The following is a 13,930-nucleotide window of genomic DNA, read 5'->3' on the forward strand; positions in this document are numbered from 1 at the left end:
TACGAATATGATTTAGCAGTAAAGAAACGAAATAGTGATAGCCGCATCACTTGATTCAAATCAATAAATACTCAACAATGAATATTTCTTTTTCTGATCCGGCTCAGCGTTTCAGGGGCAATTCCCAGATATATAGCAATATGAAAGAGTGGGACTCTTTGCAACAGGGCCGGAATTTCCCTAACTAACTTTTTGTACTTTTCATCAGGTGTTTCTTTACCGGCACTTGCGATTTTATGTTTCAGATCAAAAATAAACCGGGCATGCAACTTCAACTGATGTAAGGCCAATGCCGGGATCGTCGTAAAGGCAAGTTCCCATCTTTGCCGGTCTAAAGCAAATATGACTGAATCTTCCAGGGCCTGAAAGTGAAATTCGGATGGGGTTTGATAAAGGAAACTCATGACTTCTCCCGCAAAATTACCCTCTTGGACAAAGTAAACAGTCCTCTCTTTGTTTTCTGGTGTAATGAAGTACTGGCGTAGGATACCTTTTTGGACAAAAAAAGTACTGTCGACTACATCGCCTGCCTGAAATATCAGTTCATTTTTTTTACAATTCTTTCTTCAAAGTAAGGCACTAATTTTTGTAGGTCTGATTCTGGAAAATTCTGAATTTCGAGAAATTTGCTGACTAGCAGTGAGGTATCCATTAAAAACTATAAGCGTGATTTGAATTCAAAAGTAATGCATGCTTACGGTAAGACGATTTATTCGGATACTAGATTTAATGGTAAATGAAAAAGACAGAAGCATGATGAAATGCAATTCAGTCAAGTACCGTTTCGGTGGGTAACTAGTGTTTCGCCGGTCGTGCGGGGTTGAGAGCGACAAGATTGTGTGGGTTAAATTCGAGGCGCTGTAAAACAATCATCAAATGATCAATCGCGTAAGATAGATTTCATCTATATCCAACCTTCGTGCAATTATCCGGTGGTTTTTCTGTACTCTCAACACCATTTGATTTTCTTACTATTTTGTGAATTTTAGAATTGTTTTGCGCTGTTTTAACAAAGATATTTTGCACATCCGGGTTCATTCAAACAGTCGTTAAAAGGGAGGATATATCTGAGAGTAATTGCCTCCCATATATGGCACAGGCACAAAAAGCTGTCTCATTAACGTCATTCGATAATAATTGATCAAGAAACTTTACTAAAAAGTAATTTCCCAGAAAAATATTTAGATATTTGTCTAAATATCTAAATATGAATGAGCTTTTTAAGGCACTGAATGATGAAACCCGTCGTGAGATTCTAAATAACCTCAAAAGGCAGGACATGTCAGCTGGGGATATTGCAGAACTTTTCAACATATCTAAGCCCAGTATTTCTCACCATTTGGACATTCTTAAAAAGGCAGATTTAGTGAGAAGTGAAAAGAAAGGTCAATTTGTAGTTTACTCCCTTAACACCACTATCATGGATGATCTTTTGCAATGGATTTTAACCTTTAAATGATAAAATATGAAGATCACGATTAAAAGAGAAATCTGGAACGTCCTTATTGTTGCCCTGCCTTTCATTTATCTCATGATGATCTGGGAAAATCTCCCTCAAGTCGTTCCAATGCACTGGAATATAGATGGCAAAGCTGACCGATTCGGAAATAAGGCAGGATTATGGATGATCCCTCTCGCATTACCTTTTTTAACTTATGTCATATTTCTGGTTGCGCCTGTGTTTACGGGCAAAGGGCAGCTAAACAAGATGGGACTAAAATATGACAGATTAAAGTTTTCGATAGTCCTAATGACCTCTGTACTTGCTAGTTACATTTTATTTGTTGTGAAGGAGCAGACCATTTATTTGCCATCTATATTACCTGGTTTAGTAGGGCTATTATTCGCTGTTTTCGGAAATTACTTCCCGGTTCTGAAACGCAACCTTTACATTGGCATTAAAACACCATGGACACTAAAAAGTGATATTGTGTGGGAGAAGACGCATCGTATGGCTGGCAAGTATTGGTTCATTGGAGGAATTGTTGTTGTCATCTGTAGCTTATTCTTTGAGCATGCTGTTGCCATTAAGATACTTCTGGTAGTTGCAGCCGTAATCACAGTGATTCCAGTCGTTTACTCCTACACGTGTTATAAAAGGATCAGTAAAGAGATTGTGTAACTGGTGAAGACTGCCCTTCTGAACTAAGCTACTTTCCTATATCTTTTAACACTATTTTTTTTAATCCAGTTGGATAAAGTTGCTTCTGTTACTCGGTAACGGTCTGCAATGTACTTCTGACTCGAACCACTGAGAAGCAAGGCTTCGATCTCTGGTCTGAATTCATCAAGTTTACTTTTACCAGGGCCAGTCGGCCTACCTAGCTTTATCCCAGAAAGTTTCTTGGCGGCTAATGACTCCTTTGTGCGCTTACTGATCAGGTCCCTTTCAATCTCCGATGCCATGGCAAAAACCATGGCCATTACTTTACTCTGGATCGAGTCGTCAAGTTGCCAGGCTCCTTTTACAGTATAGATCCGGATACCTTTCTGCATGGCGATCGATATGATTTCCATTACTTCAAGCATAGATCTTCCAAGTCGAGAAAATTCGCTCAGTAAAATCACATCTCCTTTTTTAAGCTCGTCCAGGATCGGACCGATTTTGCGGTTACGCCAGGAAACTTTTCCGGAGACCTTTTCTTGCACAAACTCTACTTTTCCTAAATTTTTCTCATTGGCCAAGTGCAGTATGTCGGCTTTGTTCTTTTCGAGGTCTTGATCCAGGGTTGAGACACGTAAATAGGCAATATTTCGAGGCATTTTTGAGTGATTAGATGAAAACCTGATTATCAGATTTATTTTATAATAATAGCAATGTAATATTAAAGCCCTTTCGCTAAATTATCCTTACCATTTATATGAACATTTATTTTATAATAATTTTCCAATTTTATGCATCGATCAGAAGCAATTCTTATTAAGTAAATTCGGGCATTTTAACCGGCTAGATTTTACGGAGCGCTGTGAGAAAGCTTTTGACCGAACGTTTGGCTATGAACGTCAGCTGGCTGAAACGTTCCAATACCGGAAGGTGATGCTTAACGGGGACTGCTATGCAGCGGGCCGATATGATTGTGGCTGAGCAAAATCACCAGGCCAAACAAGCCAATGAGCAGAGCCAGGCTTTGCAGCTGAACAAAGGGGAAAAGAAGGAGCTGGCGCAGCTGCCTGAAACTAGATCCAAGCAGGAGCAAGAGAAAAAAAGAGGATTTGGATTTGGGGTGTGAATTATTCAGCTAACAGCGAACACTAAAATCAAAGAAATGGGATTTTTCGATAAAATTTTCAATAAAGGAAGTTCCAATATTAAATGGGAAGAGATTAAAAAGACGAAGGAGGTTTATCCACCGAACTCCATTTCATTATTAATGCTTAGCACGAGAAATACGATGAACGCCCGGCTACCGTTTGTACTTGGCCTTATCATGGACAGCCACCGGTACTGGATACGACTAAGCATTTCTGAGCTTTGCCAAAAGGTAAAGCAGCAAAAACAGTAATTACCGTATCTGCCTAATACTTTTAAAAATTATTGGGTGCAGCGCATCTCATCCAATATTCCATCATGGTCTTGATGATATCTGTCAACTCTTCTATCGAACTAGGTTTGACAAAGAAACCTTGTGCGGACGTGCTATAAGCATCAACAACCCGCTGCTGGTCAATCTGTGTTGCAAAGAACAAGTACGGAATGCATCTTAGACTAAGTGCTTCGTCGGTATGGAGCTTCTTCCTTAATTCCAGTCCATTCAACTTTGGCAGGTTTATATCCGAAATTATCAGGAATGGCCTGCTAGCAGATTTGTGTAAATATTCCAAAGCGTCTTCTCCACTGTCAAAGTAAATCCGCTTGTGTGGGTAATCTAAGGTAGTAAACACATTTTCCAGCAAATGCTGATCATCTGCATCATCCTCTATAATAATGATTTCCCCATTTTTATTCATAACTGCCTGGTAAATGGTGTTAATCGCCTTGCCCTTCAAAAATTAGACCAACATTGAGATTTTTCGGTAATTAATATAGCTGAGTAGGGCAATTCGGCACAACTGATGGAAAAGCGGTCCATTGCTGTTTTCCCACCGGTTGTTGGTTACTACATGTTACAAGCACCGATGAAAATGTTTTTGCTTTTGCTTTCCCCTATTATTTTTGCCGAATAAAACGGCCCGAAATGGGCTATTTCGATGATTAGTATAGTGCAATCATGAAACTTAGAGAAAACGTAAAGTTCATTGCCCCGGAAAAGAGCCAGTTTTTCCCAACCTTAAAGAAAAGAGTGGATGCCTATTTTAAAGAGAACAACCTATCGCGGCATGCCAACCGGGCGATGGTCCTTAAAACGGCAATCCTGCTGGCGACTTATATTCTCCCGTTTGCTTTTTTACTAATCTTTCAGCCTTCGTTTTTGGCCGGTATGCCTTTATGGGTCATCATGGGGCTAGGCATATCAGGTATTGGAATGAGCATCATGCATGATGCCAATCACGGGGCTTATTCAGGGCGTGCTTTGATCAATAAATGGGTAGGATACTCCATTTACCTGGCAGGCGCAGGCGTTTTAAACTGGAAACTGCAGCATAACGTTCTTCACCATACTTACACTAATATTGACCCTCTGGACGAAGATATCCGTGACCGGGGCATTGTCAAACTTTCGCCCCATGCCCGCCCCACAAGGCTCCATCGTTTTCAATGGATGTATGCTTTTTTAGTGTACGGGATATTGACATTGTACTGGGTGCTGCTGAAGGATTTTTTTCAATTGGTTTCCTTCACCCGCAATGGCGTCAATAAGCAAACCAGGCGACAGAATGCATGGATGCTTCTGGACCTGATCCTGGTAAAATCGATCTATCTTGCCGTTTTCCTTATTGTACCTGTGGTGGTTTTCTCGTTCCCATTCCACGAAATCCTGATCGGGTTCTTGCTAATGCACTTTACGTCAGGATTGGTGTTGACCGTTATCTTTCAAATGGCCCACACTGTCGAAGGGACAACCCACCCATCGGTCGATGAAACCGGAATCATCCCTAAGGATTGGGCCATTCACCAACTGGAAACCACGGTTAACTTTTCTTCTGGAAATAAGTGGTTATCATGGTATGTAGGAGGACTTAACTTCCAGATCGAACACCATTTGTTCCCAAAAATCTGTCACGTTCATTATCCCCAAATTGCGCCCATCGTAAAACAAACTGCCGAAGAATTTGGACTGGTCTACCAAGAGCACCCCACATTTTGGATTGCCCTGCAATCGCACGTTTCGGCTTTGAAGCGTTTTGGAAAGATCCCAGATCTGAATGAGGCATTAGGTTGATATAATCGGCAGAGTTCATTTGTCAGGCTTCGGGTCTAAAAATGCCTTACTTTACTAAGGTGTTAAACTGGCGGTGGTATAGTTTTTTTGTCTTTTCGATTAAAAACGAAAGACATCAGGCTCTTAATAGCATGCAGTCATTAACGCTTACAGCAGTTTAGCCAAGAGTTCTTCGTAAAGTCTGAGGAATTTGGCGACATTAAAGACACGGTCAAGCTAATAATTGACTATTGGATAAAGTGTGAAGCCCCCTAATACTTGTTCTGGGGATCTAAAATGATGTTAAGCTTTCAAAGGAATGTTGATCGCTCATAAAACAAAAATCCTCCCAATTTGCGAGGATTTTCAATGCCTGCAAATATAAAAGGTCAGATTACTGATACATTAACTGCATTCAGACCCTTTCTGCCATCTTTAACTCATAAGATACACTGTCATTTTGTTGGATATCATCAACCAGGCCAGATATATGTACAAAAAGATCCGCCCCGCCATACCGGTGAATTGACAGTGACTGAACCTAGATGCGTCTGGTGTTAACAAGCCCCGTTCAGTAACTTTTAGGTAAGCAAAATAGCCCTCATTAAAGGTAATATTTAACGAGGATATGTTGGTTCTAATTGTCAATTTAGAGATTTTGATGCTCGACGTTTCCTACGCCTGTAACTGACAGCTAGTACTATACTCTCTACCAGTGTCGCAACTATTCATTTGGTAGCAGTGAAGGAATATCTCTTGCTTGCTATACCTGCCGCTAGCTATCGAACACCGCTTGTACGTTTTTGGCTAGTAATGGTTTTAACGAAACAGCATATCAATATGTAGCTACGCATTATAATAGAAATCAATCAACTTTGCTACCTTTTTCGTGCCCGGCTGAAAGTTTCCGGGGTCATTCCCAGCAGGGAAGCAATATATTGCAGCGGCACATGGCTGAATTACTCTTGGTTTCGTTGGTAAAAAGCAGTATAGCGCTCTTGCGCAGACATCGATAAATGTTGCAAATATCCTGCCTCCCCTGATTGTGAAGCAATTGATGATAAAATGCTTTTCTATCTCATCCGGATGATCAATTTGTTTTTGAAGATGTCTTCAATGAGCTGGGATACTCCAACGAACGGGTTTATTTTGCTGATGGAGAGTTGGCGCTGGATTATCTTTATTCTAGCGGGGCTGGTTCTTTTATCATTCTATCTGATATCAAACTGTCCAAGCTAACTGGTTTGGAACTTAGAAAAAAACGCCACACGGATGCAGAACTGAGTCTTAAATGTATCCCATATATTTTTTTACGATGGCTCTGAACAAGCTAGCGGTCATTGAAGCCTACAGCAGTTCAGCCCAAGGCATCTTCGTAAAGCCTGCTAAATTTGACGATATTAAGGACAAGATCAAGTTGGAAATTGAATATTGGAAAAAGTGTGCAGCCCCAAATAACTTTTCTAATGATCTAAAATGATATTAAGGTTTCAATTGGATATGATCGGTCATAAAACAAAAAATCCTCCTAAGCTAGGAGGATTTTCAATGCTTGCAAATATAAATGGTCAGATTACTGATACATTAACTGCATTCAGGCCTTTTCTACCATCTTCAACTTCGTAAGATACACTGTCATTTTGTTGAATATCATCAACCAGGCCAGATACATGTACAAAAAGATCCGCCCCACCATGTTCGGGCGCGATAAAACCAAAACCTTTGGTGTCATTGAAAAACTTAACTGTTCCTTTATTCATAACTTCATTTTATAATAAAGTGCAAATATAAATCAATATTCCGATATATACAAGTATTTTATATAAAGTGTAAAATATTATTCTATTTTTTAAGAAATTATTTGCATCTATTATGTTATGGAAAATTTATTTGGAGAGCCTTCCGATCAGCAGTTCTTTGGAATTTTTAAGTATCTCGAGAAGCTCCGGCCCGTGCAATTAGAGCGACTAAATATGCTTGTGCAAACCCGGCCTATTCTACTCAAAGGTGAATTTTATATACGGGCAACTTCTCAAAACGGGATCGATTTTGTATTTCCAGACCCAACTTTGTTCTCTGAACACCAGGTGATTGCGTGGTCGCGGATACTGGATAGTAAAGAGGTCCTTTGTGCTGTGAATTTAGACGAGTATGATCTGGCGGTACGCTATGCAACCATAGACAATACCTTGCATGTAGTAAATTCCAGGATGCACTGTTTGTTTGCCTCAGAGCTGAGTCCCGCCGAACTAAACGTGGAAGAGCGAAATGGGAAGGCGATCCGGTTAACTATTCCTCCCCGCGCTTTGGTAATTTACGGATAAACTTCCGCTTTTATTTTTTGAGTGAACTGTTTTGCAAATAAGGTAAATGATACCGTTTAAAAAATTCATTTTTCGAATCCCATTAGGTGGTCAACGCCGCTCTATATGGTGCAGGCACTTGATATAATACCAGGCAAGATCAAATTGATAGGTCTTAAACCCGCTACGCGCACTTTCTGGATATAAATGGTGGTTGTTATTCCATTCGCCAGCTACATTCCCAGCCCAGATCTGACATTTGAGTTACCCCCGTATTCAAGTCGGTTCCCTTTACCTGGACATTTTTGCCCTTTCCATACACTTCGACGTTAAAGTTGCGTAGACCGACAGCAAAAAAACCTGCTGCACCAAACATACAACAGGCCAATGCATGCACCCCAATCAGATAAGATAACAAATGGACCAGTTTAAGAGTGAAGAACGATGTTTTTTAGAAGATAAGATTAAAGTGATAAAAGCGCGAATGTCGTAAATGGATTTGTTGTTTAAGACGAAATAGATAAAATCTATCAGATAATTCTCTGATTTTAATCGGTGGTTAAATCGAAATCTTTCTAACATTCCATTTCGTGGGTCATGACTTTCAAAATGGATAAAATAGTACATTATAACATTTATGGACGACGTTAAAATGTACTGGGCAAGTTTGGCTACCCTACAATAGGTAGTGACTTTGGCAGAAGTAATTCAGTCAACTTTGATTGGTGCACCTACTTCTGATAGGTCAGCATCGGAGCTTTCCGGAAACTTGCCCGATGCTATCGTTTTAAAGTAGCCTTCCATTTCTTTACTTCCTGGAAGGTGAATAGATACTAGTGTCCCTGGGTTGTTTTCAACTGGATTAACAAACGTATGCTTTGTCCCTCTGGGAATGAAGGCTGCGTCATCGGTATTGGCAGCGTAAATATGGTCGTCAATCTGAATGAGGAATTTTCCAGATACCACAAAAAAGATTTCGTCTTGATCTTTGTGGATATGCAGGGGCGGGCCACCTTTTTCTTGAAGCGCTCCCGGCATAGTAGTGCCGAATAGCAATCCGGTCTGGCTATCGTCGGACGATATTACACATCTGAGCAAGTCATTTTGCATGGACCGTTGCTGCCCGTCAAAACGGGTTTCATTTGCCTTGATAAAAAATCCTGCAACAGAGGGGTTTTTAGCAGTTACTTTCTTTGAAATCAGGGATTTTGCATAGGCCAAGCCAGGCAGTGCCAGAAAGGCCGATAGAATGAAATTGCTTCTTCTCATGATAGAAACGTTAGGTATGTTAATTCATTGGTCAGAACTATGGGCAATTAGCTAAATGTTCTTGCAATTGTTGTCGAGCAAAACTTTATGAGAGGTCCAATCAATCTTGACAGAATATCAATTCTTCAAAGTAAGTACCGATCTTTCATAAAAAGCTTCGGTAACGCTGCCTACTGAGTTGTAAGGGCTCGTGGTGCGGGGAAATTTTAATGTAGTAACATCATTGTCTATGAAAAAGGACGTGGAAGGGAATTGTACATTTGGAACAATTTCTGACCCTGCCATTCCAAGGCGGTATGGAAAACCCATTTCATACTCAACGTCCATAGTTTCGTCAATGGCCATGTTTAATGCGACGGGCGGTCCCATTTTGTCTCTTTCACCATACGTGCCGCCGTCAATGCTGGTGTGCAGGATTCTTGCACCCGAAGTGTTATGTGTAATCCCGATTAGGTAACCTTCGTTCACGGGAAAGGAAGGTGATGCTATTCTTTTCAGAGTGATTCTCACACCAAACGTTGCTGTACCTATTTTTCCTTCCTCATTTCCAGTATAATTGTCCGTCTTAGCCAGCGATCGCGGCAAAGCAAGCGTCTGATTTGAGCCGGTTACTGTCCCGACCACTGCGCCGCCTGCGCCCAGAAATGTAATTTTTTCAATGGAGAATTCGCAGGGGTACATCCGGTCGCTGCCGTCCACGTTCTTGCATTTGGATTGTGGCAGATTGCTGACTGGTACGTCGTGATCTGTACAGGATATTGCCAAAGCAAGTATGCCATAGGCAGCCGAAAGAGTCAATGAGGCGATGCTGAGTTTGAACATATTAATGAACGTTAAAAAAGTGATGAATGCAGAAGGAAAGGCAATCCGGAACTAGCGTTGTGAGGACAACGTATCAATTTTGTTATTCTAATTCACCGGTTTTGGTGATGATAATTTTCTGGCTTTTGGAAGAGCCATTATTTTGAAACAATGTGAGCAGATAAACGCCGGAAGGTAAGTGAGTTGTCGAGATTTCCGCTCCGTCGGGGTTGTTGTTTGTTGTGTTATGTGTCAACCTGGTTCGGCCAGCTGCGTCCGTAATGCTCACCGAATGAATCGTGCCGCTGTTGTTTTTAATATAAAGTTTGTCTGAGGCAGGGTTAGGGTAGGCGTAATCCGCTTCGGATCCTATCTTAGATTTTGAGAATTCATCAAGATGCTGCTTTTTAGAAATTGCTACTGCATCATCAGGACTGGTACGACATCCTGGGCAATCCGAACAGTCCTTCCTGTCTCCAAGTATTACCCAACCATTTCGGTAAACGATCAGATTACGAAATGTGGCGCCTTTGCAATACGTGAGCGTTGCTGCACCGAGAACCACGCGTGGCTGCAATGTCTGACGTTCCCAATGTATGAACATCTGATCATAGTTATCCTTTGACATATCGGTGGAATCCAGCATCATGTACATGCTTTTAACATTACCAACCTGCCAGTTTCCCAAAGGTTGATCAAAGGCGGCGGCACTACGAAACATATAGGCCATATCGGTAACAGCAGCTGTATTCCAGTTCTTTACCGGTTGATTAAAGGAGGTGGCATCATCAAACATATGTGCCATATCTGTGACACGGGATGTATTCCAATTTTCCAGAGGTTGATTAAAGGAAGCTGCACCATAAAACATATAGGTCATATTTGTAACAGCAGCGGTATTCCAGTTTCCCAACGGTTGATTAAAAATCTTGATTCCGTTAAACATCGAGCGCATATTTGTTACTTTCTCAGTATCCCATCCTCCAATGGGTTGATTGAATGCAGATGCCATGGAAAACATCAGGTGCATATCTGTAACATTTTGGGTATTCCAGTTTCCAATGGGTTGATTGAAGACTTGATTATAGCAAAACATGGCTGTCATGTTGGTTACATTACCCGTGTCCCAATTGGCCAGGTGTTGATTAAAGGCCATGGCAAAATAAAACAGGGAACTCATGTCTGTTACCTTTGAGGTATTCCAGCTGTTAATCGGCTGGTTGAACAGCTTTGTATAAGAAAACATATTATTGATATTCAGCACATTTGCTGTATTCCAGTTTCCAATAGGCTGGTTGAATGCCTGCGCACTTTCAAACATATGTGACATATTAGCAACATTTGCTGTATTCCAGTTTCCAATAGGCTGGTTAAAAGCACTAGTGTAAGCAAACATGTAGGACATATTGATAACTTTTTCGGTGTTCCAGTTTCCTACGGGCTGATTAAATATCCAGGCAAAATGAAACATATTGCTCATATCGGTAACATTGCCCGTATTCCAATTCGAAATAGACTGGTTAAAGTGATGTGCACCATCAAACAAGTTCTTCATTATTCTCACATTGGAGGTGTTCCAGTCGTTAAAACGCGCATTGCCGGTTAGGACGAGACAGGCTTCGAACATGCTACTCATATCAATCACCTGCGACAGATCCGGAATGTCGGTTGCCACCACATCCATATTGTAACAGTTTTTGAAAGCCGAGCCCATAGAAGACCAGACCACACTTCCCCACTGGTCTACTCGCAGGAGTTTAGTCTTTTCACTCTCGTGCATCATGAATCGATAGAAGGTGCCGCTGCCTGGACCCACCCTCACCTGATAAGTGCCAGGTGCAGGAAAGTCTATTCTGGTTGCACCATTTCCAGTTAATTGACCATACATCGTTCGTCCGCCGACACGGCCGGTCCAGAATATCGTATAGTTACGGCCCCAGCCTGGAAAAATAATGTGTTTGGCTGTCGGGTTTTCCCGGGTCGTTGTTTGCCAGGTAGTAATAAAAGCCGAAGCTGCCGGGGCTTGTTTTTGCGCTGTGACCGTAGCTGGCTTAAAGAGTAATAGTAAGGCGATGATTATAAAAGCGCTATAATGCAGTCTTGCAATCCAAAAAGCAGTTTTCCTGAACATCGATATACGTAATGTATTTTTCATGATTTCGTGTATTTGGGTGACATTGAGACTTTAAACTCTAATTTCCAGGATGGCAATGGCGTTAGCGACACCCTCATGGATGATTATTGATTCAAACATAAAGTGCTTTTATGTCGATTTTCAGGGCACTGATTGAAGTGGGTGATTTACTTAGCAGAAAGGGTCGTGCAATGAGGGAAGTAATCTGTCAGCATCTGCCTGGCAGCACATGCAAGTCTAGCTGTTTACTTAAAACAGCATCGATAACAGTGCTTCTTTTCTTTGTGGGGAAACTTCTATTTCTGCTCCGTCAGATAATTCCAGGGTGCCTCCATCGCCTTTCCGGTATTTTACTACGAAGTCCAGATTAACGATCACCGATCGGTTGACCCGCATGAAAAATGATTCCTGCAAAGCAACTTCATAATCTTTCAAGGTTTTGGAAACGACAATTTTCTTGGCATCAGAAAGCAGAAAAACACTGTAATTGCTCATGGCTTCTATTCTGATAATGTTTGCCCTTTCTACGATGTAAACTCCCTCAGCCGTGGGCAACGCTAACCGGTTGTTTGGTTTCTTTTCTACCTTGATATGCTTATAGGCCACCTTTTCAGCAATACGTTTCTGCAAGCGGGCAATGGCAGTCTGCAACTCTTCTTCCTCAACAGGTTTTAGCAAGTAATCCACGGCGCTGAGCCGCAGTGCTTCCAGGGTGTAACTGTCGTAGGCAGTCGTGAAAATGACCTCGAAATTGAAACTGCCCAGCTTTTCAAGGAACTGGAAGCCATTCATGCCAGGCATCTGAACATCTAAAAAAAGAACGTCTACATCAAGGTCTGTAATGGCATTGACAGCCAAGCCTGGTTCGTTGAAAATCCCAACAACTTGCAGCTCGCTTTCAAAGACAGCTAATTTTTGGGCAAGTAACCTGCTCCCCCTGATTTCGTCATCTAGAATGGCTGCTTTTAACATAGCTGGGCGTATTTAATCATTGCACACGAATTCTGATAGCGTAGCACGCATTTGATCACGGATGCACTGCAATCACGTAAGAAAGATAATGCATCCGTTGTCCTGATTTTAGATTAATCAGTATAATAAAAGCCCTGGGGTATTTGAATAAGCACTCGGGGGCCATTGGTGCCATTTACATTCCAGCTTGGGACCGCAACGCCAAATGTTCCACCGTCAAGTGTTTTGAATCCAAAATTACCCAGCCGATATATTGGATATTTAATAGGGTTGTTTTCCCATTTAATTGCTTCGCCAGTGCCATCCACCTCAATTTTAAAATCAAAGATGGATGTATTGAAATTGCGGTCAACAAAGGGGAAAGCATCACTCATTTTTACCAGAACTGCCTGACTTAGCTGATTTGGTTTATTTTGATAAGACAAGTCATAGCTTTTCAGTTTTAAATTTCCCTCGCTATCTTTTTCCAGGGCAAATGTATAGACTTCATTGCCATTAGATTCATAATCAAGCGTTAACGTCGAGTTTCCCAAAACCATTTTCGGGCGTCTTAGCTGACCATTTTTATGAACGTCAACGGTAATTTCATCTCCATCTTTTATAAAGTAAGCAACAACCAATTGACTACTGGTTTTACCTTCTGCTACCAGGTAGTAGTTGACTAAATCGTCTGCCGTAACATTAAGGTCTGTGGGCGTGGGGTCTTTTTCCTTACAGCTGGTCAGGCCAGTAAATCCCCAAATTAGTATGGAAAGGATTTTGCCAAAGTAAATTAGATTTTTCATAGTCTTGTTTTTGTTCAAGTTGATTTAAATATCAGTCTGCACACGGCTAAGATGCTGGAAATCATATGTTCCTGCCGATGATTCAAACTTAGCCCGCTTCTAATTGAATTTGAAAGACAATGCGTGCAAAGGGTGCCTAAATGAGCAGATAATGCTATTTAATGAGCGAAGGCAACCGGCAGCTTAAACTAAAAATAGGATCCGGTTCGACTGCGTATTTTCCATGTATTTATTTGGCTTCTAATCTACATGTATGATCGCCCCATGTAAGTGCGTGCAATGGCAGTCTGGATTAGGGAAGGTTTGCTAGACTTATTAATTTATCCGTAGCTTTAATGCTGGCATAATCAGGCAAATAGCTATCCA

Annotated in this window: 14 protein-coding genes and 3 pseudogenes; 6 read left to right on the plus strand and 11 right to left on the minus strand. The window is 41.3% G+C overall.

The genetic code is table 11. From position 1 onward, the window contains the following. Nucleotides 1-71 precede the first annotated feature (71 nt). Nucleotides 72-551: pseudogene (locus L0659_RS07675) on the minus strand (Crp/Fnr family transcriptional regulator); the annotation flags it as partial. 656 nt (nt 552-1,207) lie between these two features. Between L0659_RS07675 and L0659_RS07680 the strand changes: the two are divergent. Together L0659_RS07680 and L0659_RS07685 are read left to right on the plus strand one after the other, a co-directional pair. Continuing rightward, nucleotides 1,208-1,459 carry an autorepressor SdpR family transcription factor gene (locus L0659_RS07680; RefSeq protein WP_235125183.1) on the plus strand — a complete coding sequence of 84 codons (252 nt, stop codon included), beginning with the start codon at nt 1,208-1,210 and terminating at the stop codon, nt 1,457-1,459. 6 nt (nt 1,460-1,465) lie between these two features. Then, entirely contained in the window at nt 1,466-2,122 is a 657-nt protein-coding gene (locus tag L0659_RS07685; protein ID WP_235125184.1) for an SdpI family protein, read from the plus strand. Between the two features lie 23 nt (nt 2,123-2,145). Here L0659_RS07685 and L0659_RS07690 read toward each other — a convergent pair whose 3' ends face one another. Then, on the minus strand, nt 2,146-2,763 hold the full coding sequence (locus L0659_RS07690) for a recombinase family protein (RefSeq protein WP_235125185.1): 618 nt from the start codon (nt 2,761-2,763) through the stop codon (nt 2,146-2,148). 136 nt (nt 2,764-2,899) lie between these two features. Between L0659_RS07690 and L0659_RS26495 the strand changes: the two genes are divergently transcribed. Beyond that, nucleotides 2,900-3,085 (plus strand): DUF5712 family protein, encoded by a 186-nt coding sequence (locus tag L0659_RS26495; protein WP_409018829.1) that lies wholly within the window; start codon nt 2,900-2,902, stop codon nt 3,083-3,085. Then, nucleotides 3,057-3,230, plus strand: coding sequence for a hypothetical protein (locus L0659_RS07695; protein ID WP_235125187.1), 174 nt, complete (start codon nt 3,057-3,059; stop codon nt 3,228-3,230). The genes L0659_RS26495 and L0659_RS07695 overlap by 29 nt, the downstream gene beginning before the upstream one ends. A 295-nt stretch (nt 3,231-3,525) precedes the next feature. Here L0659_RS07695 and L0659_RS07700 read toward each other — a convergent pair whose 3' ends face one another. Next, entirely contained in the window at nt 3,526-3,948 is a 423-nt protein-coding gene (locus tag L0659_RS07700; RefSeq protein WP_235125189.1) for a response regulator, read from the minus strand. A gap of 244 nt (nt 3,949-4,192) precedes the next feature. Beyond that, nucleotides 4,193-4,252 (minus strand): annotated as a pseudogene (locus tag L0659_RS26500) (hypothetical protein); the annotation flags it as partial. Here L0659_RS26500 and L0659_RS07705 point away from each other — a divergent pair. Beyond that, a complete protein-coding gene (locus L0659_RS07705) occupies nt 4,236-5,321 on the plus strand; it encodes a fatty acid desaturase family protein (RefSeq protein WP_409018831.1) in 1,086 nt (361 codons plus the stop codon). The pseudogene L0659_RS26500 and the gene L0659_RS07705 sit on opposite strands and share 17 nt — an antisense overlap. A 368-nt stretch (nt 5,322-5,689) precedes the next feature. On the opposite strand, the pseudogene L0659_RS07710 reads toward L0659_RS07705, so the two are convergent. Next, nucleotides 5,690-5,814 (minus strand): annotated as a pseudogene (locus L0659_RS07710) (cold-shock protein); the annotation flags it as partial. Between the two features lie 1,054 nt (nt 5,815-6,868). Then, nucleotides 6,869-7,060, minus strand: a complete 192-nt coding sequence (locus tag L0659_RS07715; protein ID WP_235125192.1) for a cold-shock protein — start codon at nt 7,058-7,060, stop codon at nt 6,869-6,871. 213 nt (nt 7,061-7,273) lie between these two features. Here L0659_RS07715 and L0659_RS07720 point away from each other — a divergent pair, with 213 nt between their 5' ends. Continuing rightward, complete coding sequence (locus tag L0659_RS07720) at nt 7,274-7,624, plus strand: hypothetical protein (RefSeq protein WP_235125194.1); 351 nt, start codon at nt 7,274-7,276, stop codon at nt 7,622-7,624. Nucleotides 7,625-8,311: 687 nt separating this feature from the next. On the opposite strand, the gene L0659_RS07725 is transcribed toward L0659_RS07720, so the two are convergent. The 5 genes from L0659_RS07725 to L0659_RS07745 all read right to left on the minus strand — a co-directional run bounded on the left by L0659_RS07725 (nt 8,312) and on the right by L0659_RS07745 (nt 13,564). Further along, complete coding sequence (locus L0659_RS07725) at nt 8,312-8,872, minus strand: cupin domain-containing protein (protein ID WP_235125195.1); 561 nt, start codon at nt 8,870-8,872, stop codon at nt 8,312-8,314. Nucleotides 8,873-8,989: 117 nt separating this feature from the next. Then, complete coding sequence (locus tag L0659_RS07730) at nt 8,990-9,694, minus strand: hypothetical protein (protein ID WP_235125196.1); 705 nt, start codon at nt 9,692-9,694, stop codon at nt 8,990-8,992. Nucleotides 9,695-9,776: 82 nt separating this feature from the next. Beyond that, nucleotides 9,777-11,828: a BspA family leucine-rich repeat surface protein gene (locus L0659_RS07735; protein ID WP_235125197.1), complete on the minus strand. Its 2,052-nt coding sequence runs from the start codon at nt 11,826-11,828 to the stop codon at nt 9,777-9,779. A 228-nt stretch (nt 11,829-12,056) separates the two neighbouring features. Further along, nucleotides 12,057-12,779 carry a LytTR family DNA-binding domain-containing protein gene (locus L0659_RS07740; protein WP_235125198.1) on the minus strand — a complete coding sequence of 241 codons (723 nt, stop codon included), beginning with the start codon at nt 12,777-12,779 and terminating at the stop codon, nt 12,057-12,059. 113 nt (nt 12,780-12,892) lie between these two features. Next, nucleotides 12,893-13,564, minus strand: a complete 672-nt coding sequence (locus L0659_RS07745) for a hypothetical protein (RefSeq protein WP_235125199.1) — start codon at nt 13,562-13,564, stop codon at nt 12,893-12,895. Between the last annotated feature and the right edge of the window lie 366 nt (nt 13,565-13,930).

It is taken from the genome of Dyadobacter sp. CY347 (assembly GCF_021502655.1).
GTDB lineage: Bacteria > Bacteroidota > Bacteroidia > Cytophagales > Spirosomataceae > Dyadobacter.